We start from the raw sequence: 23,225 nt of genomic DNA, 5'->3' as shown, positions 1-23,225 counted from the left end.
GTCATCGGTGAAAATCGACGATGGGGCGGATGCAAGCCGTTAACGTCTCGATTCTACATTCGGGGGAAGCTTTGGCTGTCACGCTCGTGCTGGTTGCCGCCTGCGCCCTTGTGGACGCAGACGGCCGTGTTCTTCTGGCCCGGAGACCCGAGGGCAAGTCCATGGCGGGCTTGTGGGAATTTCCGGGCGGGAAAACGGAGGCCGGCGAGACGCCAGAGGAAACCTTGATCAGGGAGCTGTCCGAGGAATTAGGGATCAGCGTCAAACAGGACTGCCTCGCGCCCCTAACCTTTGCGAGCCATGCCTATGAGCGCTTTCACCTCCTGATGCCGCTTTATGTGTGCCGGCGCTGGGAGGGGATCGTACGACCGCTGGAAGGCCAGGAACTGGCCTGGGTAGCGCCGAAACGGCTGAGGGAATACCCGATGCCGCCCGCCGACGAACCGCTGATCCCCATGCTTCTCGACCTGCTTTAACCTCGGGCATGAAATGGATCGGCGCTTGGCGAAGAATGCAATGAGGGAGCTGGCGAAACGATCCTGGCGCGACAAGCGGGGTGCGACGGCCATCGAATATGCGCTGATCGCCGGTCTGATCGCAGTCGTGATGGTGCCCGCCCTCTGGCTGGTCCACGACGAGCTGAAGGACTTTCCCGCTTATGCGCGGATCGCGAGCGTTCTGGGCGGCAATTAATAGCCCGCGCCGATCATTCGTTCGGCTTTACCCCGGTTGAGACTTCCACGCTGCCGAGAGCCTCGGCGAGCCGCTGACGGGCCGAACCGGGACGCATCGGCTTCTGCTGGCTCTCATGCGGCGCCCAGCCCAGCATCCAGACGATCTCGACCGTGACGCGCAGCCGGCCGTCCGGATCGGCGAAGCGCTCGCGGTAGATCTCGTTGACGCGCAACAGGGTCTCGCGCCGCAGGGGTGTGCGTGCGCGCGCCAGCATGGGATTGGTGACGCCCAGCCCGCGCAGATCGCGGAACAGATCGTAGAGATCGCCGTAGCGCACCGTCAGCCGCTCCGAATCAACGACGGGCAGCGCAAAGCCCGCGCGTTGCAGGAGGCCACCGAGATCGCGCACGTCTCCGAAGGGAATGACGCGAGGAGAAACGCCGCCGGCGGTGTCGGCCTCCGCCTCGGTGAAGGCCTGGCGCAGCTCGGTCAGCGTGTCGCCGCCCGTCAGGGCGCCGAGGAACAGGCCGTCCGGCTTCAGCGCCCGGCGGATCTGGACGAGGGTGCCCGGCAGATCCTCTGCCCAGTGCAGGGATTGCGCGGACACCACGAGATCGAGGCTGCGGTCGCGGAAGGGCAGGGCATCGTGGCCGGCAATGATGTCGGCCGGGCCGGATGAGCCGGCGCGGATGACGTGGCCGACATTGGGCAGAAGGTTCAGGGCTTCGGCGATATCGGGGCCGGGCGTGTCGAAATCGACGGCGAGGGGGAAGTCGCGAAGGACCGCGCCCAGCCGCACCGCCATCTCATCGGCCAGACGCGGCAGGAGCACATCATCGGGGCCCGCGCGGAGGCGGCGCTTGAGCCGGAGGGCGTGATCGAAGAGGCGGGGCATCGTCATGGGTGGGATATGGCGGTTCGCCCGGATCGGGTCAAATGCACGTTTCCGTACGCCGGCGATGGATTATGCTGCCGGCATGGACGAGGCGGACATCAGTTCTGACGGGCGGGAGCGTCGCGCTGCGCACTGGATGCGGCGCGCGGCGCAGAGCGCTCTGGACGTGGTGTTGCCGCCTCTGTGCCTGGCCTGCTCCTCGCCCATCGGATCGCGCGGGGCCTTGTGCCCGCGCTGCTGGGGCGGGCTCGATCTGATCTCGCGGCCGTTCTGCGAGCGGTTGGGGACGCCGTTCGACGCCGATCTCGGCCTGAACCTGATCTCGCCGCGCGCCATCGCCGATCCGCCCGATTTCAGCCGGGCGCGCGGGGCCGTGCGGTTCGACGGCACCGGCCGGCTTCTGGTGCATCGTTTGAAATACGGCGACCGGATGGATCTGAGCGCGGCGATGGCCGGCTGGATGGCGCGGGCGGGGGCGGAAGTCCTGGCCGAGGCTGATTTTCTAGTGCCGGTGCCGTTGCATCGCACGCGGCTGTGGAAACGGCGATTCAACCAGGCGGCGGAATTGGCGAAGGGGGTGTCGCGCCTGTGGGGCGTGCCGGTCGATCACGACATCCTCGTGCGCCGGAAGCGGACGCGCAGCCAGGTGGGATTGAGCCGGGCGCAGCGGGCGCGCAACCTGTCCGGTGCGCTGGCGGTGCCGGAGGCGATGCGCGGGCGCGTGGCCGGACGCCGGGTCGTACTGATCGATGACGTGCTGACCACCGGTTCGACGCTGAATGCCGCGGCGCGGATTTTGCGGCGGGCCGGGGCGGCGGACGTGGATGCTCTCGTCTTCGCGCTTGTCGTGGACCCCGGCTGACCTCATATCGGTGTTCAACATTTTTGTGTCAGAGGGGCCCATGCCGGACGTCACGATCTACACCAAGCCGTATTGCCCCTATTGCGAAGGCGCACGCCAGCTTCTGAACAAGAAGGGTGTGACGTTCGAGGAAATCGACATCTCCAAGCATCCGGAACGTCGAGGCGAGATGATCCAGCGTGCGAACGGCGGCAGCACCGTGCCCCAGATCTTCGTGGGCGAGCGCCATCTCGGCGGCTGCGACGACATCTACGCGCTGGACGGGCGCGGCGAGCTGGATTCCATCCTGGCAGGCTGAACGATGAGCACGGGCAGGAGGTTCACGGCCGGCCTGGTGCAGATGCGCACCGGGCAGGACGTCACGGCCAATGTGGCGGCCGCGTCGGCGCTGATCCGCGAGGCGGCAAACCGCGGCGCGCATTACGTGCAGACGCCGGAGATGACACATCTCCTTGTGCGCGACCGCGCGCGGCTGCTGGCCGCCCTCCAGCCGGAAGAGGGCAACGAGGCGCTGGCGGCGTTTCGCGATCTCGCCCGCGAACTCGGCATCTGGCTGCACATCGGCTCGATGGCGGTGCGGCTGCCCGGCCACGAGCGTGTGGCCAATCGTGGTTTTCTCATCTCTCCGATGGGCGCGGTCGCGGCGCGCTACGACAAGATCCACATGTTCGACGTCGATCTCGCGAACGGGGAGAGCTGGCGCGAATCGCGCACCTACCAGCCCGGCGAGGAGGCGGTGGCGGCCGATCTGCCCTGGGGGCGGCTGGGCCTGAGCATCTGTTACGATCTGCGTTTCGGGGCGCTCTATCGGGGCCTTGCCGAGAACGGGGCCCATTTTCTGGCGGTGCCGGCGGCGTTTACCCGGCAGACCGGGGAGGCGCACTGGCACGTGCTGCTGCGGGCCCGGGCGATCGAGACCGGGAGCTTCGTTCTGGCCGCTGCGCAGGCGGGCGCGCATGAGGACGGACGCGAGACCTATGGCCATTCCCTGATCGTGGACCCGTGGGGCCGCGTGCTGGCCGAGGGCGATGCGGAGCCGGGCGTCGTGGTGGCGGAGATCGACCCGTCTCTGGTGGACGAGGCGCGTGGCCGCATCCCCGTGCTGGAGCATGGCCGCCGGTTTGCGATGAAGGCGCCGCCGGCGCTGCACGAGGTGGGATCGTGATCCATTATGCGTTGCGGTGCGTGAACGAGCACGGGTTCGATGGCTGGTTTCGTGGGTCCGAGGATTTCGAGAAGCAGGCGGCGAGCGGGTTCCTGAGCTGCCCGGTCTGTGGATCGAATGGGGTGTCGAAGGCGTTGATGGCCCCCTCCGTGCGGACTGCCGATGCGAGCGCCGATCCCGTGCCGATGAGTGCCGATGCCGCGCCGGTGCAGGAAATGGCGCTGCTGGGCGAGAAGGAGCAGCGGCTGCGGGCGGCCTTGCTCCATCTGCGGCAGGAGGTGACGAAGAACGCGCAGAATGTGGGGCCGCGCTTCGCCGAAATAGCCCGCCAGATGCACGAGGGCGAGATCGAGAAGGCCTCGATCTATGGACGAGCCTCGGCGGAGGAGGCGCGGGCTCTCGTCGAGGAAGGGATTGAATTCCACCCGCTGCCGGCGGTGGCCGACGAGGTCAATTAGGCTCCCAGCCGGGCTGCGGTTCGACGGCCGCCGTCTCGCTGCGCTCCTGCCAGGCATCTATGCCGGCGGGGAACCAGTAGACGGCTGTGTAGCCTGCCGCGACGAGGCGCTTGCCGACGTTCCAGCTGCCCCAGCAATTGGGGCGGCAGAAGCTGACGATGGGGTGCGACGTGTTGCCCTTGGTGAGTTCCGCGATGCGGGCGAGTAGGGCGTCGGCCTTTTCGGGGCTGAGATCGGCCCGGCCCGCGCCGGGAAACCAGACGGCTCCGGGGATCGAGCGATGGGTGGGCTTCCACAGCGTCTCGGTGGAGAGATTGTCGGGCTTGCGAGGGGCCGGGCCGGAATCGACGAGGAGCGGCTCCTCCGCCAGCAGCATTTCCAGATTCGGAAGGTCGAGGACCTTCGCACCCGCGAGCGTCGTCGGCGTCTCGCCGATCATCGGCCCGCTCCACAGGCCGTCCGGTTCCGGGACCGCCATGGCGGCCGGAACGGAGGCGGCGAACAGCGCGGCGGCCAGAAGGAGGACGCGCCGGGTGCTCAATTGGTGACCTGATCGGGCGTGAAGCTCTGCGTCCAGACGGTGCCGTCGGTGTCCGTGACTTTCGCGTGCAGGGGCTCGTTGCCGTCGGGCTTGTAGAGGAACGAGATGACCGGATTGGTGGAGAGCGAGATGTCGCTTTCCATGGCGAAGACCCGCTCGCCGCCGCGTGAAACCTCCACGGCATTGATGTAGCGGGCGGGGGTGTAGCCGCGTGTCTCCTGGTTCATCTGCATGCCGTTGAAGTTCGGGTGCCGGATCATCAGAATGGCTTCCGGCGCGCCGCCCATTTCGGCGCTGGCGGCGAAGCGCATGCGCATTTCGCCCATGCCGCGCATGGCCTCCGCATCGCTGGCGCCGGCGGGGGCCGAGCAGCCGCCCGAGGCCTTCACGAAGCTCATGGTCTGGGCGAGCTCGCCGTCCGGGCTTTTGGTGACGGCGTGGACGTTGGTGTAACCGTCGATGCGGACGCGGAGCCTCATCTGGCGGGGATCGCCCGCGGGGCCGAAGGAGATGCGGGCCGCGACCGGCGAGGGGTTGTCGTCGATGATGAGGGCCGTTTCCGTGATGCCCGCCGCCGCGCGGATCGTCATGGGCACGAGGGCGGCGTCCTCGGCGCGCTTCGGGGCCTCGAGCCGGATGGCGCTATCGTCGGTTTTCAGCGCGACGTCGCCGAAGACGGAGCGGCTGAGTTCCTGCCAGCGCTGCTGACGGTCGGCCTCGCTGCCATCGGCGGCCTGCGCGGGGCCAAGGGACGCGGCGGTGAGCGCGAACGCGAGGGCGAAACTGGTGTGCTGCATGGCAAACCCTCCCTGATCCGGCCTCTTGTTATTCCCACTCCAGTTCCTTGAAGGCCTGGGTGATGTTTCGGCCGTTATAATCTTCAAATAGTGTCCAGTTGCGTTTCTCCGAGTCTGCAATCGTGGCGATCGCGCGCTCGATCGACCGGCCCTGCCGGATCGCTGTCCTCGTCTCGTCGCGCAGCAATGTGAGATAGCGGCGCACATCGTGGAAGGCGTCGGGCCCCACGGTCACCGGGCCGTGGCCGGGAACGATTGTTTTCGCGCCGAGGGTTTCCAGACGGTCGAGTTCGCGCAGCCAGCCCGGCAGGCTGCCATCGAGCGAGGGTACGCGCCCGACGAACAGGAGATCGGCGGGAAAAAGAAGGCCCGCCGTGCGATCCATCATCGACAGGTCGCAATCGCTGTGGGCCTTGCCGTGGGCGTGGAATGTGAGCGTGCGGTCGCCGAGATCGAGCGTGCCGCCCTCCGGCCCGATCTCGCGTGTGGGCAGAACGAGCGGGCCGGGGTCCTCGCCGATCAGTTCGGACAGCTTTTCCCGGTAGAACGGGCCGCGCGTTTCGAGGGCGGGGCGGAAACCCGCATGGGCGATGACATCCGGTGCGTCCTCCACGAACGCGCCCGCGCCGAAGCAATGATCGGGGTGGACGTGGCTGAGCACTACGTGGCGGATGGGTTTTTCGGTGCGTTCGCGGATGCGGGCGCGCAGCCATCTGCCATCGGCGAGGCTGCCGCCGGGATCGGTGACGAGGACCGCATCACGCCCGATGATGAAGCCTGTGTTGGCGATGGCGTTTACATTGCCGGGACTGGCGTCCTCATCCACGCCGCGCCGGATGAAGATTCCGGGGGCGATTTCCTCGATGCGGGCGGATCGTGCGGCGAAGCCGGCGCGCGGCAGGCAGCACAGGCACAGGCCGGCGAGAAGCAGATCGCGACGGCTCGCGCTGTTTCCCCGTCCGAGGGCCATGGGTCTGCCTCCCCTCATGAGAGGTGACCGAGCAGATCAGGCCCGGGGCCGGTGCGCAACCCCCGCGTGCTGAACGGCTAGGGCTTCGCCGCGCTGAGCCAGTAATTGACCGAAATGTCGGTGGGGGCGAGGCGCCATTCATCGCGCAGAGGGTCGTAGACCATGCCGGTCTCATCGCCTGGGCGCAGGCCCGCCGCGCGGCAGTGCAGGCGCAGTTCGGAGGGGCGGACGAAGCGCTTCCAATCGTGCGTGCCTCGCGGCACCCAGCGCAGCACATATTCCGCGCCGACGATGGCCAATGCGTAGCTTTTCGCCGTGCGGTTGATGGTGGAGACGAGGACGAGGCCGCCGGGGCGGGCGAGGCGGGCGAGTGTCTTCACGAAGCCGGCGGGATCTGTGACGTGCTCGATGACCTCGGAGGCGATGACAACATCGAAGGTGTGGCCTTTCGCCACGAGATCCTCGGCGGGGCGGGCCTGATAATCGATGGCGAGCCCGGCGGCTTCGGCATGGGCGCGGGCGACGGCGATGCTTTCTTCGGCGGGCTCGACACCCGTGACGTTCGCGCCGAGGCGGGCCAGCGGTTCGCACAGGATGCCGCCGCCACAGCCGACATCGAGAGCGGTGAGGCCGGCGAGGCTCTTCAGCGATTTCGGATCGCGTTCGAAGCGAGCGCAGAGCCGGTCGCGGACATAGGCGATTCGCGAGGGTGTCAGCTTGTGAAGTGGGGCGTAGGGGCCCTTCGGGTTCCACCATTCGGCGGCGCTGGCCGCGAAGCGGGCCACCTCCTCGCCATCGACCGATTGCGCCACGAACCGCCTCATTCACAAAGGTTTCACACGCGCGCTGCTGGCGGATTGCCCCGGCCGGCACGCGCCGTTATGTATAGCCGCCTTTTCCGGGGCGGGGCCATGCCAAAGGGCCGCGCCGTCTTTCGAACCCTCCTTGCCAGATCGACCATGGCCCGCATCGTGATGAAATTCGGCGGCACGTCCGTCGCGAATATCGAGCGCATCCAGAATGTCGCGCGGCACGTCCAGCGCGAGGTGCAGGCCGGCCACGAAGTGGCGGTGGTGGTGTCGGCCATGTCGGGCGTGACCAACCAGCTTGTCGGCTGGTGCCGCGAGGCCTGCAACGATTTCGACCAGCGCGAATACGATTCGGTGGTGGCCTCGGGCGAACAGGTGACGTCGGGCCTGCTGGCGCTCGCACTGCAGAATCTCGGCATCTCCGCGCGCTCCTACCAGGGCTGGCAGATCCCGCTGCACACCGACGGGGCGCATGGCGCGGCGCGCATCACCGGCATGGACGGCGGCAACATCGTGGCCGGCATGAAGGCCGGGCAGGTGGCGGTGGTCGCCGGCTTCCAGGGACTGGGTCCGGAAAACCGCATCGCGACGCTCGGGCGCGGCGGCTCGGACACCAGCGCGGTGGCCATCGCGGCCGGCGTGGAGGCCGACCGCTGCGATATCTACACCGACGTCGACGGCGTCTACACCACCGATCCGCGCATCGTGCCGAAGGCGCGGCGGCTGGAGCGCGTGGCGTTCGAGGAAATGCTGGAAATGGCCTCGCTGGGGGCCAAGGTTCTGCAGGTGCGCTCAGTGGAGCTCGCCATGATACACAAGGTCCGGGTGTTCGTGCGCTCCAGTTTCGACGCGCCGGACGCCCCCCAGGTCGGACCGGGCGGCCTGCCCCCGGGAACGCTTATTTGCGACGAGGACGAGATCGTGGAACAGCAGGTCGTCACCGGCATCGCCTATTCGAAGGATGAGGCGCAGGTCACGCTGCGCGGCGTGCAGGACAAGCCCGGCGTGGCCGGCCGCCTGTTCGGCCCGCTGGCCGAAGCCAACATCAATGTCGACATGATCGTGCAGAACATCTCCGACGATGGCCGCACGACCGACCTGACCTTCACCGTGCCCGTGGCCGATTACGACCGCGCGATGAAGCTGCTGAAGGATCTCGAAGGCGATCTCGGCTACGAGAAGCTGGACGGTGCTCGCGAGGTCGTGAAGGTGTCGGTGGTGGGCATCGGCATGCGCAGCCATGCGGGCGTCGCGGCGCGGGCCTTCAACGCGCTGGCCGAGCGCGGCATCAACATCCGCGTCATCGCCACTTCCGAGATCAAGATCTCGGTCCTTATCGATGCCGCCTATACCGAGCTTGCCGTGCGGACTCTGCATTCGGTATACGGGTTGGATCAGGACTGATCCCCAAGGGCTCGCCCCGGGATCATCGTCACACACACCGATCCGAGGTGTCAGGCCCCGGCTCCGGAGACATTGCCATGCGAGGCGCTTATGGCGGCCCGCGCGTGCTCCTGCGTCGTCTTCGCGAGGTGATGGCGGAGCCCGTTTCCGCCCAGGAAAAACTTGACCGGATCGTGGTGCTCATCGCCGCCAACATGGTGGCCGAGGTGTGCTCGAGCTATGTGCTGCGCGTCGACGGGGAGCTGGAGCTCTACGCGACCGAGGGCCTGAACCCCGGCGCGGTCCACCAGACCACGATGGCGCGGGGCGAGGGCCTTGTCGGCCTCGTGGCGAGCCAGGCCGAGCCGCTCAACCTTTCGGACGCGCAGACGCATCCGTCCTTCGCCTACAAGCCGGAGACGGGCGAGGAAATCTACCATTCCTTCCTGGGCGTGCCGATCCTGCGCGCCGGCAACACGCTGGGCGTGCTCGTCGTCCAGAACAAGGCGCACCGCACCTATTCCGAGGAAGAGGTGGAGGCGCTGCAGACCACCGCCATGGTGCTGGCGGAGATGATCGCCTCGGGCGAGCTTTCGGCCATCGCCCGCCCCGGCGCGGAGCCGGCGGTGCAGCGGCCGATCCATTCGGCGGGCATTCCGCTGGCGGAGGGGGTGGGGCTTGGCCATGTGGTGCTGCACGAGCCGCGCACGCTGGCGACCGAGAACCTGATCGCGGAGGACGTCAACGTCGAGGTGGAGCGCCTCGACCAGGCGGTGGAGAAGCTGCGCCGCTCGCTGGACGAGCTGCTGAAACAGGACGACGTGGCGCCGCAGGGCGAGCACCGCGACGTGCTGGAAGCGTTCCGCATGTTCGCGCACGATCGCGGCTGGGTGCGGCGCATGCGCGAGGCGGTGCTGCAGGGCCTGACGGCCGAGGCGGCGGTGGAACGCGTGCAATCCGACACGCGCGCCCGGATGATGCGGGCGAGCGAGCCCTATCTGCGCGAGCGGCTGCACGATCTCGACGACCTCGCCAACCGGCTGCTGCGCGTGCTGACCGGGCGCGAGCACGGGCCGAGTGCCGACCAGATGCCGGAAAACGCCATTCTAGTGGCGCGCACCATGGCCCCGGCGGCGCTGCTCGACTACGACCGCACGCGGCTGCGCGGCCTCGTCATCGAGGAAGCCGGGCCGACCAGCCATGTGGTGATCGTGGCGCGTGCTTTGGGCCTTGCGACCGTGAGCCAGGTGCCGAACATCGTCTCGATGGTGGAGGCCGGCGACGGCATGATCGTCGACGGCGATACGGGCGACGTGCATGTGCGCCCGCCCGAGGACGTGCAGCGTTCCTATGCCGACAAGGTGAAGCTGCGGGCGCGGCGGCAGGCGCATTATCTCGCGCACCGCGACGAGCCGGCCGTGACGACCGACGGCGTGGAGGTGAAGCTTTCCCTCAATGCCGGCCTGATGATCGATCTGCCCGCGCTGGAGGAAACGCGCGCCGGCGGGATCGGGCTGTTCCGCACGGAATTGCAGTTCATGGTGTCGCCGACCCTGCCGCGGGCCAGCGAGCAGGAGGCCCTGTATCGCTCGGTGATCGAGCGCGTGGGTGACAAGCCCGTGGTGTTCCGCACGCTCGACATCGGCGGCGACAAGGTGCTGCCCTATCTGCGCACCGTGGACGAGGAGAACCCGGCGCTCGGCTGGCGGGCGATCCGCTTCAGCCTCGACCGGCCGGGTATTCTGCGCCAGCAGGTGCGGGCGCTGGCGCGGGCGGCGGCGGGGCGTGAGCTGCGCGTGATGTTCCCCATGGTGGCGGCCGTCCACGAATTCGACGAGGCACGGCTTGTCCTTGAGAAGGAGCTGACGCATCTGCGCAAATGGGGCCACGATCTGCCCGAACGCGTGATGCTGGGCGCGATGGTGGAGGTGCCTTCGCTGCTGTTCGAGCTCGACGAATTGCTGGAGCGGGTGGATTTCATCTCCATCGGCTCGAACGACCTCATCCAGTTCATGTTCGCGGCCGACCGGGGCAATTCGCGCGTGGCGGAACGGTTCGACCCGATCGGCCCGGCCATGCTGCGGGCCTTCAAGATGATCTCGGACAAGGCGCGGGCGGCGGGCAAGCCGGCCTCCGTGTGCGGCGAACTGGCCTCGCGGCCCCTGGGGACCCTCGCGTTTCTGGGGCTCGGCTTCCGTGGCCTGTCGGTGGCGGCGTCGTCCATCGGGCCGCTGAAGGCCATGATCCGCAACAATTCCATGGCCGAGATCGAGGGCATCGTCGGCCGCATCATGCACGGTGCGGACGAAGGCGCCCGCGACGAGCTGGAACGTCTCGCCCAGATTGCCGAACCCGATTGATGTTGCCGACCGACCGACTGGACGCCCTTGTGCGGCGTTTCGAAAGCATCGAATCCGAACTCTCCCACGGCAGCGCCGACGGGCCGAGCCTGATCCAGCTGTCGCGCGAGCGCTCGGAACTGGAGCCGGTGGTGGAGGCGGTGCGTGCGTGGCGCAACCTTCAGCAGGAAATGGCCGACCTCGAGGCCATGGCCGAGGATTCGGGCAGCGATTCCGACATGCGCGAGATGGCGCGCGGTGAGCTCGACGGACTGGGCGACCGGCTGGCCGAGATGGAGCAGCATCTGCGGCTGCAGCTTTTGCCGAAGGATGCCGCCGACGAGCGCGGCATCATCGTCGAAGTGCGCGCGGGCACGGGCGGCGACGAGGCGGCCCTGTTCGCGGGTGATCTGTTCCGCATGTACCAGCGCTTCGCCGAAACGCAGGGCTGGAAGGTGGAAGTACTGTCAGCCAGCGAAGGCACGGCCGGCGGCTACAAGGAAATCATCGCGGCCATCGAGGGGCGCGGCGTCTACGCCAGGCTGAAATTCGAATCGGGCGTGCACCGTGTGCAGCGCGTGCCCTCGACCGAGACGCAGGGGCGCATCCACACCTCGGCCGCGACGGTGGCTGTGTTGCCGGAGGCGGAAGAGGTGGATGTCGAGATCCGCGACGCCGATCTGCGGATCGACGTCTACCGGGCGCAGGGCGCCGGCGGCCAGCACGTCAACAAGACCGAATCGGCGGTGCGCATCACCCATATCCCGACGGGCATCGTGGTGGCGGTGCAGGACGAGCGCTCGCAGCACAAGAACAAGGCGCGGGCGATGGCCATGCTGCGGGCACGCATGTTCGACCAGCAGCGCGAGGCGCTGGATTCGGCACGCGCGGCCGACCGCAAGGGACAGGTCGGGTCGGGCGATCGCTCCGAGCGCATCCGCACCTACAATTTCCCGCAGGGGCGAGTGACCGATCACCGTATCGGCCTGACGCTCTACAATCTGCCGCAGGTGATCGAGGGCGGGGCGCTCGGCGATGTGCTGGACGCCCTGGTGGCCGAGCATCAGGCCCGGCTGCTGGCGGCGGAGGAAGCGGCGTGAAGACGCGCCGCGCGCTGCTGGCGGAGGCCGCCGAGCGGCTGCGCATGGCGCGCTGCGACAGCCCCGAGCTGGATGCGCGGGTGCTGATGAAGGAGGCGCTGCATCTTTCCGACGCCGAGCTGATCGCGGCTGCCAACGACCCCGCCTCGCCGGAGGGCGGGATCGCCTTCGAGGCGATGATCGCGCGGCGCGTGGCCGGAGAGCCGGTGGCGCGCATTGTCGGCCACCGCGAGTTCTGGGGCCTGCGGTTCGACCTGAGCGCCGAGACGCTCGTGCCGCGGCCCGACACCGAAACCCTGGTGGAAGCGGCGATTTCGGCCTGCCGGGGTGCGGCGCCGCGCAATGTGCTCGATTTCGGCACCGGCACGGGCTGTCTGCTGATCGTTCTGCTGCACGAATTCCCGGATGCCGAAGGCCTGGGCGTTGATATCTCGGCGCGCGCGCTGGCGACGGCGCAGCGCAATGCCGAGCGGCTGGGCGTTTCGGGGCGCGTGCGCTTCGTGCAATCCGATTGGGGGGCGGGGGTCGAGGGGGCTTTCGACCTCATCGTCAGCAATCCGCCCTATATCGCGCACGAGGAGATCGCGGGGCTGGATCGCGAAGTGCGGGTGTACGATCCGCCGGCAGCACTCGATGGCGGTGCGGATGGGCTCGATGCCTATCGGGCCGTGGCGCGCGATTCGGCGCGCCTGCTGGCCCGCGACGGCGTGCTGATCGTGGAGCTGGGCCAGGGGCAGGAGGCCGATGTCGCGGCCGCGATGAGGGACGCGGGACTGCGCGCGGACGGGCCCGCACGGCCGGACCTTGCGGGAATTCCACGCGCTCTTGTTGTACGGCGCGAAAATATCCTTGGAAATCACGCCGCGAACGACTAGGTTGCAACCAATCGAGAACCGACGCGCTATGCCGAACAGGATGGATTGACCCCTCGGCTTTGATACGGACCGGACATTGTCCTGGTCGCGGTTCTGAAAACATACGTCGCATCATCATGCATCGCACGGCCCGAGGGGCTCTGCAGGGGATGATCGGTTTACGGTTCGTGAGGGCCCCGCGAACCTGAATGTATTCCGGCGATCTGGCATGGTCGTCGCAGCTGCGTCTGGCGGCTGCGTATCATGGCTTCACCGGATTGTCGGGGCTTGGGCACAGCAAAGATCGAGAGCTATGAGGCAAGGTCAGCAGCAGCAGAAGCGCATGCGCGGGCGTAACAACAACAATAACAATAATCACAACCGCAAAGGACCCAATCCACTCAGCAGGAGCTATGAGTCGAACGGCCCGGATGTGAAGATCCGCGGGACCGCCGCGCACATCGCAGACAAATACGTTCAGCTTTCGCGCGATGCCCTGTCGTCCGGCGACCAGGTGGCGGCGGAAAGCTATCTCCAGCACGCCGAGCATTATTACCGCATCCTGGCGGCCGCCCAGCCGCAATTCCAGCAGCATCTGGGCTTCGTGCGCGCCGACGAAGAGCCGCGCGACGAGGAATATGACGAGGAGACCGGCGAGCCCGTTCCCCAGAACGCCGAGGCGGGCGCGCAGAACGGTCAGCAGCAGCCCTATGGCAATGGCGAAGGTGGGCAGCAGAATCGCGGTCCGAACGGCCGTGACGGCAACCGCGAATACGCGCCGCGTGAAAACCGCGAGTTCCGGGACGGCAATTTTCGGGGCGAAGGCCGCGAGCCGCGCGAAAACCGGGAGCCGCGCGAGGGCGGCTATCGTGGCGAAGGCCGCGACAATCGCGAGCCCCGTGAGAATCGGGAACCCCGCGAAGCGCGCGAGCCTCGCGAGGGACGTGGGCCGCGCCGTGAGCGCGAGCCGCGCGAATATCGCGAGCGGCCGCGCCGCGATGCGCAGCCGCAGAACGAAGGCGCGGAGGGCGATCTCGGATTGCCGGCCTTCATCACAGGCGGCGGTCAGCCGGCGCCGGCTCCCGAGCCGGTGAACACGGCGGAGCCCGTTCCGGTCGCGATCGAAACCGCGGAAATCGCGGCCGCGCCGGTTTCGGCGCCCGCCCCGGCTCCGGTCGATGAGGATGTCGCCGTTTCCGAGGCTCCGGTGCAGGCTGGTGACGAGGATGGCGATGGGCGGGCGAGCCCGCGCCGCCGACGCCGTTATGGCCGTTACGGCCGTGCCGGCGCCGGGGAGAATGGCGGCGAGGGGGATCTGGCCCCGAGCTCCGAACCGGCGGTCACTCCCGGCGAGTGACACGAAAGCTTATCGAAAAGCGCGGCACATGGATGCCGCGCTTTTTTGTATGTGCGGGAGGCAGGCGTGCGGGCTCTGAAGGCGGCGGTTCTGATCGTGTTGGCGCTGGCCGTGCCGCTGGGAGCCGTGGCGTTCGGCTATGAGGCGTTCGCCTATGCCGCGTCTTACGAGATCCGCCGTTCGAACCTGCCGCGCCACACCCACAACGCCATCAAGCATGCTTATGCCTCGGCGGAATTCTATGCGAGCCTGCGGCCTGTGCTGGGGCCGGAATGGGCCTCGGCGGCGGTGGTGCATCTCGGCGAGTTCAACGAGCGCATCGAGCGCCATGTGAAGCATGATCCCGATTGGTCGCGCGAGGCCTACAAGGACATGCGCAACAATCTGACCGGTATCGAGGCGGCGGAATGGCTGCACGGGCAGGCCGGCGGATGGACGTGGCCGACGACGCGGCTGCGGCTGATCGGCGAACTGGCGCGGCTGGACGTGCTGGTGCCACAGGACAGGGATGCGCGGCTGGCGGCGATCCCCGACGAGCGCGCCGGCGGGCCGCTGGCGATCCGGCTGATGCGTGCCGACCATGATGCGCTGAAGGCGCAGATCGACGCCCTGATCGCCGAACAGGCGGAGCCTTTGCGGCGGAGACTGGGCCTTTAATCGAAGCGGATCTCGTCGCCCGGGCGGATCGTGCCCGGCGCCGTTACTTCGACGTACATGCCGCAATCGAGATCGCCGCGTGTTTTGCGGATCGTGCCCATGATGTCGAGATCGCGCACCCCGCGATCCGGATCGACATGGGTGGCGAGGCAGCGCTGGATCTTTTTCACCGCCTTGAACCGGGCCTCGCCGATGCTGAAGCGGCGGCCGAGCCACAGTGCCTCGGCCCAGGGATCAAGCCCCGCGACATGGACATTGCCGCGAAACCGCAGGGGATCGACCGGCGCGCCGATACGGGCGGCGAGATCGTCCGCGCTGGCGAGGTTGATGAAGGAGACGACTTTTTTCGCCACGTCCGAAAAACTGTGGTTTTCGGCGGACAGGACGCGCAGAGGTCCGCGCCGTTCCTCGCCCATGAAGTCGGACAGGAACGTCTCGATGGCTGCGCGGCCATCCGCCGTGCGGAGATCGCCGGCGATCTCGCCGGTTTCGCTGCGGACGGTGAGCGTGCCGGAGCCATCGTCATAGGACGAGCGCAGGGCGGCGAGCTTCGGGTTCTTCATCCAGCAGAGGAATTTCAGCTTCGGCATCCAGGCGGGAGCCTCCGCATCGAAACCGGAAGGGCCGTTCTCGACGGCGAAGGCGCGGTCGGCCGGCAGGGTCCGGCCCGGAACGAGGGCGGCCTCGTCGAGCCGCTCCGGGGTCAGGCCTTTTACGGGGTAGCGGTGAAGGGAGGCGATGCTGATGCTGGGCATGGGCCTGTATCCCAAAATCGGGGATCCGGAGCAAATGACCCCTTTTGTTGCACAACAGCAACACTATCTTGAGGGCGTGGCGGCCGACAGGCGCCATGCACGAACCGCCGGAACCGGGGTTCTGCGACGAGGATGCGAAGGACGCCGGTCTCATGAAGACGGCGGGAAGGGTCGAAGATGAACGTTGAGAAATACACCGAGCGCGTGCGGGGCTTCCTGCAATCCGCCCAGAGCCTCGCTTTGCGCGAGGGCCATCAGCAATTTCTGCCCGAGCATGCGCTCAAGGTGCTGCTGGACGATCCGGAAGGGTTGGCCGCGGGCCTGATCGACCGTGCGGGTGGACGCTCGCGCGAGGCCTTGGCCGAGACCGAAGCCGCGCTGAAGAAGCTGCCGAAAGTGGAGGGCGGCTCGGGCCAGCTCTACATGGCGTCGTCCACGGCGCGTGTGTTCCAGGCCGCCGAGGATGCGGCGCAGAAGGCGGGCGATGCCTTCGTAACCGTCGAGCGTCTGCTGCTGGCGCTGGCCGTGGAAAAGGACACCGAGGCCGGGAAGGCTTTGGCGCGTGCCGGCGTGACACCGCAGAACCTGAACAATGTGGTCGAAGAGCTGCGCAAGGGCCGCACCGCCGATTCGGCGACGGCCGAGAACGTCTATGACGCCCTGAAGCGCTATGCCCGCGACCTGACCCAGGCGGCACGCGACGGCAAGGTGGACCCGGTGATCGGCCGTGACGAGGAAATCCGCCGCACGATCCAGGTTCTGGCCCGGCGCACCAAGAACAATCCCGTGCTTATCGGCGAACCGGGTGTGGGCAAGACCGCCATCGTGGAAGGGCTGGCGCAGCGCATCGTCAACGGCGACGTGCCCGAAAGCCTGCGCGACAAGAAATTGCTGGCGCTCGACCTTGGCGCGCTCATCGCCGGCGCGAAATATCGCGGCGAGTTCGAGGAGCGGCTGAAGGCCGTGCTGGGCGAGGTGACCTCGGCGGCCGGGCAGATCGTGCTCTTCATCGACGAGATGCACCAGCTGGTCGGTGCGGGAAAGACCGACGGCGCGATGGACGCCTCGAACCTGCTGAAGCCGGCTCTCGCGCGCGGCGAGCTGCATTGCGTGGGCGCGACCACGCTCGACGAATACCGCAAGCATGTGGAGAAGGACGCGGCACTGGCGCGGCGCTTCCAGCCCGTCTTCGTGCAGGAGCCGAATGTGGAGGACACGATCTCCATCTTGCGTGGGCTGAAGGAAAAGTACGAGCTGCACCACGGCGTGCGCATCGCCGACGGCGCGCTGGTGGCAGCGGCGACGCTCTCGAACCGCTACATCACCGACCGCTTCCTGCCGGACAAGGCGATCGACCTCGTGGACGAAGCCTCGTCGCGGCTGCGCATGCAGATCGATTCCAAGCCCGAGGCGCTGGACGAGCTCGACCGCCGCATCATGCAGCTGAAGATCGAGCGCGAGGCCTTGCGCAAGGAGACCGATGCCGCCTCGAAGGACCGCCTTGCGGCGCTTGAGACGGAGCTTGCCGGACTGGAGGAGGAATCCGCCGCGCTGACCACGAAATGGCAGGGTGAGAAGGACCGCCTCGGCCGTTCGCAGCAGATCAAAGCGGAACTCGATCAGGCGCGCATCGATCTCGAGCAGGCGCAACGGCGCGGCGATCTCGCGAAGGCGGGCGAGCTGGCCTATGGCGTGATCCCGAAGCTGGAGCGCGAGGTGGCCGGGCTCGACGATGACGGCGATGCCCGTTCGAGCGTGGAAGAGGTGGTGACGCCCGACCATATCGCGAGCGTGGTTTCGCGATGGACCGGCGTGCCGGTCGACCGCATGCTGGAAGGCGAGCGGGCCAAACTGCTGCGCATGGAGCAGGAGCTGGGCCGCCGCGTGATCGGCCAGGAGGAGGCGGTGAAATCCGTCTCGACCGCCGTGCGGCGTGCGCGCGCCGGTTTGCAGGATCCGAACCGGCCGATCGGCTCGTTCCTGTTCCTCGGGCCGACCGGTGTCGGCAAGACGGAGCTGACCAAGGCGCTGGCGAGCTTCCTGTTCGACGACGAGACGGCCATGGTGCGGCTCGATATGTCGGAGTTCATGGAGAAGCACTCCGTGGCCCGGCTGATCGGCGCGCCTCCCGGCTATGTCGGCTACGAGGAGGGCGGGTCGCTGACGGAAGCGGTGCGGCGGCGGCCCTATCAGGTCGTGCTGTTCGACGAGATCGAGAAGGCCCATCCGGACGTGTTCAACGTGCTGCTGCAGGTGCTGGACGACGGCCGGCTGACGGACGGGCAGGGGCGGACGGTCGATTTCCGCAACACGCTGATCGTCATGACCTCGAATCTGGGCTCGGAATATCTGGCGGCGCAGCCGGACGGCGAGGACGTGGAGGCGGTGCGCGAGCCGGTGATGACGGTGGTGCGGCAGGCGTTCCGTCCGGAATTCCTCAACCGCATCGACGACGTGCTGCTGTTCCACCGGCTGCAGCGCTCGCAGATGGCGGCGATCGTCGACATCCAGATTGCGCGGCTGCAAAGACTTCTGGACGACCGCAAGATCACACTCGAACTGGACGAAACGGCGCGCGAATGGCTGGCCGCCAAGGGCTACGACCCGGTGTATGGGGCGCGGCCATTGAAGCGGGTGATCCAGCGGAACGTGCAGGACGAACTGGCCGAGGGCATCCTGGCCGGCGAGGTGCAGGACGGCTCGAATGTGCGGATGATCGCAGCCGACGACCGGCTGGCCATCGACGACGGCACCGGCTTCGCGGCCGAGCGGCTGCGGACGGTTCACTGAACCGCCCGCGCCTCACGAACGGGGGGGGGGGTAGGACATGAGCGACACCGGCGGCGCGGAGCTGCATCTGGACGAGGCGGACATCACCCGCCTCGTCCACACCTTCTATGACCGGGTGCGACGGGACGAGCTGATCGGGCCCGTCTTCGCGGCCAAGGTAGAGGATTGGGACCACCACCTTGCGACGCTTTGCGATTTCTGGTCGTCCATCATGCTGAGGAGCCGCCGTTATCAGGGTCGGCCGATGCGCGCGCACCTGACTCTTCCCATCGAAGACCGGCATTTCGACCGCTGGCTGGCCTTGTTCGAACAGACGACGCGCGATCTGTTCGCGCCGCCGATCGCGGAGGCCTTTCTGCAGCGGGCGCGGCAGATTGCCGACAGCTTCGAATTCGGGCTGGCCACGCAGCGCGGCGAGATGCGCAGCCCGCGCCATTCGCCCCGGCCGGTGCGCGAGCCCTAGCCGAGAGGATCGGTTCACAAGCGGGTCCGCATCGGGTAGGTGGAAGGCAGAGCAATCTCCGGTCGCAGCCTACCCGGTAAAAACAAGGACACCCGTTCTGTGCGTATTTTCGTCATCTGCTCCGGCGGATTGGACTCGGTTTCGCTTGCCCACAGGGTCGCGGCCGAGAACCAGCTCGCCGGTCTCATTTCCTTCGATTACGGCCAGCGCCACAGGAAGGAACTCGATTTTGCCCGTGCCTGTGCCGAGCGGCTGGGGGTCGGGCATCACGTCATCGACATTCGCGGCGTCGGCGCGGCGTTGACCGGTTCGGCCCTGACCGACGCAATCGATGTGCCGGACGGCCATTATGCCGAAGACACGATGCGCATCACCGTGGTGCCGAACCGCAACGCCATCATGCTGGCGATCGCGTTCGGCGTGGCGGCGGCGCAGAACGGCGATGCGGTGGCGACAGCCGTGCACGGCGGCGATCATTTCATCTATCCCGATTGCCGCCCCGGCTTCATCCGGGCCTTTCAGGCCATGCAGGACGAGGCGCTCGACGGCTATGCGAAGGTGGCGTTGCACGCGCCTTACGTGAATGCGTCGAAGGCGGACATCGTGGCGGACGGCGCGCGCCACGGCACCCCGTTCGCGGCGACATGGTCGTGCTACAAGGGCGGCGAGCACCATTGCGGGCGCTGCGGTACCTGCGTGGAACGCCGCGAGGCTTTCGATCTCGCGGGCGTGCCTGATCCCACCGAATATGAAGACCCGGATTTCTGGCGCGATGCCGTCGCGCAGAGGGCCGGCTGATGTTCCGGATCACCAAGCAATTCCACTTTTCCGCCTCGCACCAGCTCTCGCGGCTGGCCGATGACCACCCGTGCGCACGGCTGCACGGCCACAATTACATCGTCGAGGTGGAGCTTGCGGCGGATGGGCTCGATGAGAACGGCTTCGTGCGAGACTATCACGAGCTCGCGGTGTTCAAGCGCTACGTCGACGATGTGCTCGATCACCGCCACCTGAACGAGGTGTTCGGCCACGATGCGGTGACGGCGGAATGGCTGGCCCGGCATTTCTTCGAATGGTGCCGGGCGCGGCTGCCCGAGACCTCGTGCGTCCGCGTCAGCGAAACGCCCAAGACCTGGGCCGAATACCGGCCATGAATGACGGCCGATCCGATGCGCGCATAAGAGTGGCGGAGATCTTCGGGCCGACCATCCAGGGCGAGGGGCCGCTGATCGGCCTGCCGACGGTCTTTGTGCGCACGGGTGGCTGCGATTATCGCTGCTCGTGGTGCGACAGCCTGCACGCCGTCGATGCCGAATACCGCCACGAGTGGACGCCGATGAGTACCGACGCGGTGTGGGACAAGGTGCGGGCTTTGTCGGTCGACACGCCGCTGATGGTGTCCTTGTCCGGCGGCAATCCGGCGATCCAGCCTTTGGGCGATCTGATGGCGCTGGGCAAGCCGCGCGGCTATCGGTTCGCGCTGGAAACCCAAGGCTCGCTGGCGCGCGACTGGTTTCGTGAACTCGACGTTCTGGTGCTGAGCCCGAAGCCGCCGTCGAGCGGCATGGAAACGGATTGGGCGGCGCTGGATGCGTGCATTGCGAGCGCGGGAGCCGGGCCGCAGATCGCGCTGAAGATCGTGGTGTTCGATGACGCCGATTATGCTTTCGCACGCCGGGTTTCGGCCCGTCATGGCGGGCTGGCGCTCTATCTCCAGCCCGGCAACCACACGCCGCCGCCCGCCGCCGCGAAAGACGCGCCGATCGACATCGAGGGCGTGATGGACCGCATGCGCTGGCTGATCGACAAGATCGCCGCCGATGCGTGGTTCACACCCCGCATCCTGCCCCAGCTGCACGTTCTGATCTGGGGCAACAGGCGCGGCGTGTAGCGGTCGATCCGCACTGAACGCTAGCCGCCTTCGGCCGCATCCGTGTTGAGCTGTGCCGCGCTCGTGGCCGAGTGACCCATCAGGCCGTCGATGCGGGCGCGCTCGCGGCGGAATTCGGCCAGCGCCGTGCCGTCGAGCTCCTGCCCGCGCGGCACCTTGATGCGCATGGGATTGACGAAGCGGCCGTTGACCAGAACCTCGTAATGGAGATGAGGCCCGGTCGACAGGCCGGTGGAGCCGACATAGCCGATGAGCTGGCCCTGCCGCACCCGCACGCCCGGCTTGATGCCCCGCGCGAAGCCGTTCATGTGGTTATAGGTGGTCTCGTAGCCGTTGCTGTGCTGGATCCGCACCTGATTGCCGTAGCCGCTCGTCCGCCCGGCCTTGTCCACGATGCCGTTGCCGGCCGCATAGATGGCGGTGCCGCGCGGGGCGGCCCAATCCACGCCCGTGTGCATCTTGGAGATGCCGATGATGGGATGGCGGCGCATGCCGAAGCCGGAACGCATGACGGCCTGGGCAACCGGCTTGCGCATGAGGAATTTGCGCGCCGAGCGGCCGTTCTCGTCGAAATAATCGGTGCCGCCATCTCCGGGCAGCTGGAAGCGGTAATAACGCCGCGTCTCGCCGCCGTCCTTCAGCAGGGCGAACAGGACTTCGGGCGTGCCGTCCACGGCGCCGTTCTCGTCGCTGGTGAACAGCACCTCGAACGAATCGGCGGTGCCGGCCCGCCGCTGGAAATCGGCGTCGTTGCCGAAAATCCGGATCATTTCCTTGACCACCGGCTCGGGAACCGATTTCGCGAGCGCCGTTGCGTAGAGGCTCTCGTAAAGGCTGAGCTTGGTGGCGCCGCCGCCGCTCGGACGCTCGGCGATCTCGGGCTCGTCGCCTTCCTCGGCGATTTCCGGCGCCTCGGCCACCGAAACGTAGCCGCCGGTGTCGGACAGGGCGACGACGGACTGGCTGATCTCGGACCCGACGATGATGCGGACAGGCTGGGGCCCGGACGGGCTGGCACCCATCAGGATGCGCACGGTCTGCCCCTCGTCCAGCCCCGCGGTGCCATAGCCGGACTGGGCGCCGAACGCCTCGGCGATCTGCCGGGCATCGCCGGGCCGCGCGCCCTGCTGCAGAAGAATCTGCTCGAGCCGATCACCCTTGCGGACGACGATCACGCGTTCCTGGTCGTTCTCGCTGGCGGCGCTGGCCGGCTTCTTGGCGATGACGGTCATGTTGGGCAGGGCCATCACGGCCGCGGCCGATGCGGCCTGGGGTTCGCCGATCGAGGCCATGTGCTGAAGGTCGGTGCTGCGGACCGCTTCGATGGCTCCGGCATCCCGGACGGCCGCCACCACCTGCTCGAGCGGGATGGAGGGACCGGGAGCCGACGCCAGATCCATGCCCACGAGGCTGCGGACCACATAGGAAATGTCGCCGACCTCGCCCGGGCCCTGATCGGAGCCGCCGGAATCATCATCGCCGCCGCCGCCGGACAGAATCGCCGCCGGGTTGAAGGCGGGAATGTTCTGCGTGTCCACGCCGCTGGTGAGGAGGGAGGTGCTGATCCGTGTCACCGAACGGGTGCGGACCAGTTCGCGCTCGCCCTGCCGTGTGGTGGTGGAGACCCGCATGACCTGGCGGGTCTCGTCGACATCGCGCGCGGCCTCGATACGGTCGCTCTTGCGAGTGGCGTTGGAGCTGCGGGGATGCACCCCATAGGCATCCCATTGCACGAAGGCGCCGGGAGCTTCGGCCAGACGGTAGCTGCCGTCCATGGACGCGAAGATCGCCGCGCCGAGAAGCGCCGTGCCCAATGCGCCCGCAAGCGTGGTGCCGGCCAGCCAACGCAGATTGACCTGCCGGCTGCCGCCCGGCCCCCCGGAATCGCCGTCGATCAAAAGGGGCGGTTCGTGGCCGAGATCCAACGTCTGCGCGCGGGAAAGACCGTATCTGGGCGCGCGAGTCAGCAAAAACGGCGTCTCCTTCAAGGGATGCAGAACAGATAGCGGTCGGCCGGTACGGACGGCCAGACTAGCTAAAATTAATGTGGCCTCAATGGGGCTGCGCCGGAAAATGACCGCGTCGCCGCCATCTGTGGATGAGACATGGCTATGGGAGCCGGTCGGGCGAAGGTGATTTCCGGAAAATTCGACCGGCGGCGGAACCATGCCGCATCGGCCACGTTAACCCTTTCGATGCCGGCTTTTCACAGCCGGATGACAGCGCCTGTCAGAGCGCAAATCCGGAAATGTCGTCGCCACGTCATGTTTTTTGAAAAGCGTGTTGACACCGGAAGAAGGGCGGGGCTATAAACCGCTCACACCAGACGGGGCGGCGCTGAAGCGGCCCTCGACGGTGACTTTCACTGACAGGCTGCGAGGGCCAAAACTTCCGGGGAAACCTAGGAAGCAATTTCGGTCCTCTGGTCTATAAGTGTGAGGCAAGTTTCGGCAGCGATTGTTGC

The 23,225-nt window shown here is 67.4% G+C and carries 24 protein-coding genes; 17 read left to right on the top strand and 7 right to left on the bottom strand.

The window, feature by feature from the left end; translation table 11 throughout:
- Positions 1-71: 71 nt before the first annotated feature.
- Both ACQ6S1_RS15080 and ACQ6S1_RS15075 read left to right on the top strand, forming a co-directional pair.
- Positions 72-476: a (deoxy)nucleoside triphosphate pyrophosphohydrolase gene (locus ACQ6S1_RS15080; protein WP_445042063.1), complete on the top strand. Its 405-nt coding sequence runs from the start codon at positions 72-74 to the stop codon at positions 474-476.
- A gap of 25 nt (positions 477-501) precedes the next feature.
- Positions 502-693, top strand: a complete 192-nt coding sequence (locus ACQ6S1_RS15075; protein ID WP_445042062.1) for a Flp family type IVb pilin — start codon at positions 502-504, stop codon at positions 691-693.
- A gap of 13 nt (positions 694-706) precedes the next feature.
- Here the strand turns inward: ACQ6S1_RS15075 and ACQ6S1_RS15070 are convergent, their stop codons facing one another.
- Entirely contained in the window at positions 707-1,576 is an 870-nt protein-coding gene (locus ACQ6S1_RS15070; RefSeq protein WP_445042061.1) for a methyltransferase domain-containing protein, read from the bottom strand.
- Positions 1,577-1,634: 58 nt separating this feature from the next.
- On the opposite strand from ACQ6S1_RS15070, the gene ACQ6S1_RS15065 reads away from it, so the two are divergent.
- From ACQ6S1_RS15065 to ACQ6S1_RS15050, 4 genes are read left to right on the top strand one after another with little or no spacing between them, the layout of a single operon-like run.
- Positions 1,635-2,432: a ComF family protein gene (locus ACQ6S1_RS15065; RefSeq protein WP_445042060.1), complete on the top strand. Its 798-nt coding sequence runs from the start codon at positions 1,635-1,637 to the stop codon at positions 2,430-2,432.
- A 40-nt stretch (positions 2,433-2,472) separates the two neighbouring features.
- Positions 2,473-2,730 (top strand): glutaredoxin 3, encoded by a 258-nt coding sequence (gene grxC, locus ACQ6S1_RS15060; protein ID WP_445042059.1) that lies wholly within the window; start codon positions 2,473-2,475, stop codon positions 2,728-2,730.
- A 3-nt stretch (positions 2,731-2,733) separates the two neighbouring features.
- Complete coding sequence (locus ACQ6S1_RS15055; protein WP_445042058.1) at positions 2,734-3,597, top strand: carbon-nitrogen hydrolase family protein; 864 nt, start codon at positions 2,734-2,736, stop codon at positions 3,595-3,597.
- On the top strand, positions 3,594-4,055 hold the full coding sequence (locus tag ACQ6S1_RS15050) for a DUF1178 family protein (RefSeq protein WP_445042057.1): 462 nt from the start codon (positions 3,594-3,596) through the stop codon (positions 4,053-4,055). The genes ACQ6S1_RS15055 and ACQ6S1_RS15050 overlap by 4 nt, the downstream gene beginning before the upstream one ends.
- On the opposite strand, the gene ACQ6S1_RS15045 is transcribed toward ACQ6S1_RS15050, so the two are convergent.
- The 4 genes from ACQ6S1_RS15045 to ubiG all read right to left on the bottom strand — a co-directional run bounded on the left by ACQ6S1_RS15045 (position 4,048) and on the right by ubiG (position 7,187).
- Positions 4,048-4,596: a rhodanese-like domain-containing protein gene (locus tag ACQ6S1_RS15045; protein ID WP_445042056.1), complete on the bottom strand. Its 549-nt coding sequence runs from the start codon at positions 4,594-4,596 to the stop codon at positions 4,048-4,050. The two genes, ACQ6S1_RS15050 and ACQ6S1_RS15045, sit on opposite strands and share 8 nt — an antisense overlap.
- Positions 4,593-5,393, bottom strand: a complete 801-nt coding sequence (locus ACQ6S1_RS15040) for a quinoprotein dehydrogenase-associated SoxYZ-like carrier (protein ID WP_445042055.1) — start codon at positions 5,391-5,393, stop codon at positions 4,593-4,595. The genes ACQ6S1_RS15045 and ACQ6S1_RS15040 overlap by 4 nt, the downstream gene beginning before the upstream one ends.
- 28 nt (positions 5,394-5,421) lie before the next feature.
- Positions 5,422-6,363, bottom strand: a complete 942-nt coding sequence (locus tag ACQ6S1_RS15035) for a quinoprotein relay system zinc metallohydrolase 2 (protein WP_445042054.1) — start codon at positions 6,361-6,363, stop codon at positions 5,422-5,424.
- Positions 6,364-6,440: 77 nt separating this feature from the next.
- Complete coding sequence (ubiG, locus tag ACQ6S1_RS15030; protein WP_445042053.1) at positions 6,441-7,187, bottom strand: bifunctional 2-polyprenyl-6-hydroxyphenol methylase/3-demethylubiquinol 3-O-methyltransferase UbiG; 747 nt, start codon at positions 7,185-7,187, stop codon at positions 6,441-6,443.
- Positions 7,188-7,322: 135 nt separating this feature from the next.
- On the opposite strand from ubiG, the gene ACQ6S1_RS15025 reads away from it, so the two are divergent.
- The 6 genes from ACQ6S1_RS15025 (at position 7,323) to ACQ6S1_RS15000 (ending at position 14,862) form a co-directional block, all read left to right on the top strand.
- Positions 7,323-8,576: an aspartate kinase gene (locus ACQ6S1_RS15025; RefSeq protein ID WP_445042116.1), complete on the top strand. Its 1,254-nt coding sequence runs from the start codon at positions 7,323-7,325 to the stop codon at positions 8,574-8,576.
- 77 nt (positions 8,577-8,653) lie between these two features.
- On the top strand, positions 8,654-10,915 hold the full coding sequence (gene ptsP / locus ACQ6S1_RS15020) for a phosphoenolpyruvate--protein phosphotransferase (RefSeq protein WP_445042052.1): 2,262 nt from the start codon (positions 8,654-8,656) through the stop codon (positions 10,913-10,915).
- Complete coding sequence (gene prfA / locus ACQ6S1_RS15015; protein WP_445042051.1) at positions 10,915-11,994, top strand: peptide chain release factor 1; 1,080 nt, start codon at positions 10,915-10,917, stop codon at positions 11,992-11,994. The genes ptsP and prfA overlap by 1 nt, the downstream gene beginning before the upstream one ends.
- Complete coding sequence (gene prmC, locus ACQ6S1_RS15010; RefSeq protein ID WP_445042050.1) at positions 11,991-12,869, top strand: peptide chain release factor N(5)-glutamine methyltransferase; 879 nt, start codon at positions 11,991-11,993, stop codon at positions 12,867-12,869. Before prfA ends, prmC begins: the two co-directional genes overlap by 4 nt.
- A gap of 292 nt (positions 12,870-13,161) precedes the next feature.
- The gene (locus ACQ6S1_RS15005) at positions 13,162-14,205 is read left to right on the top strand and encodes a DUF4167 domain-containing protein (protein WP_445042049.1); all 1,044 of its coding nucleotides are present in this window, start codon (positions 13,162-13,164) and stop codon (positions 14,203-14,205) included.
- 66 nt (positions 14,206-14,271) lie between these two features.
- Entirely contained in the window at positions 14,272-14,862 is a 591-nt protein-coding gene (locus tag ACQ6S1_RS15000) for a hypothetical protein (RefSeq protein ID WP_445042048.1), read from the top strand.
- On the opposite strand, the gene ACQ6S1_RS14995 is transcribed toward ACQ6S1_RS15000, so the two are convergent.
- The gene (locus ACQ6S1_RS14995) at positions 14,859-15,617 is read right to left on the bottom strand and encodes an MOSC domain-containing protein (RefSeq protein WP_445042047.1); all 759 of its coding nucleotides are present in this window, start codon (positions 15,615-15,617) and stop codon (positions 14,859-14,861) included. The genes ACQ6S1_RS15000 and ACQ6S1_RS14995 overlap by 4 nt on opposite strands.
- A 177-nt stretch (positions 15,618-15,794) precedes the next feature.
- Between ACQ6S1_RS14995 and clpB the strand changes: the two genes are divergently transcribed.
- The 5 genes from clpB to queE all read left to right on the top strand — a co-directional run bounded on the left by clpB (position 15,795) and on the right by queE (position 20,761).
- Entirely contained in the window at positions 15,795-18,407 is a 2,613-nt protein-coding gene (clpB, locus tag ACQ6S1_RS14990) for an ATP-dependent chaperone ClpB (RefSeq protein ID WP_445042046.1), read from the top strand.
- A gap of 37 nt (positions 18,408-18,444) precedes the next feature.
- The gene (locus tag ACQ6S1_RS14985; protein ID WP_445042045.1) at positions 18,445-18,870 is read left to right on the top strand and encodes a group III truncated hemoglobin; all 426 of its coding nucleotides are present in this window, start codon (positions 18,445-18,447) and stop codon (positions 18,868-18,870) included.
- Between the two features lie 99 nt (positions 18,871-18,969).
- Positions 18,970-19,668, top strand: coding sequence for a 7-cyano-7-deazaguanine synthase QueC (queC, locus tag ACQ6S1_RS14980; protein ID WP_445042044.1), 699 nt, complete (start codon positions 18,970-18,972; stop codon positions 19,666-19,668).
- Positions 19,668-20,024 carry a 6-carboxytetrahydropterin synthase QueD gene (gene queD, locus ACQ6S1_RS14975; RefSeq protein WP_445042043.1) on the top strand — a complete coding sequence of 119 codons (357 nt, stop codon included), beginning with the start codon at positions 19,668-19,670 and terminating at the stop codon, positions 20,022-20,024. Before queC ends, queD begins: the two co-directional genes overlap by 1 nt.
- Positions 20,021-20,761, top strand: a complete 741-nt coding sequence (gene queE / locus ACQ6S1_RS14970) for a 7-carboxy-7-deazaguanine synthase QueE (protein ID WP_445042042.1) — start codon at positions 20,021-20,023, stop codon at positions 20,759-20,761. The genes queD and queE overlap by 4 nt, the downstream gene beginning before the upstream one ends.
- 20 nt (positions 20,762-20,781) lie before the next feature.
- Here the strand turns inward: queE and ACQ6S1_RS14965 are convergent, their stop codons facing one another.
- Positions 20,782-22,731, bottom strand: a complete 1,950-nt coding sequence (locus ACQ6S1_RS14965) for a peptidoglycan DD-metalloendopeptidase family protein (RefSeq protein WP_445042041.1) — start codon at positions 22,729-22,731, stop codon at positions 20,782-20,784.
- Positions 22,732-23,225: the final 494 nt, after the last annotated feature.

The organism is Terrihabitans aquatilis (assembly GCF_052542005.1).
Note: the sequence above shows the minus strand (reverse complement) of the source record. Positions and strands in the feature narration are given on the sequence as shown.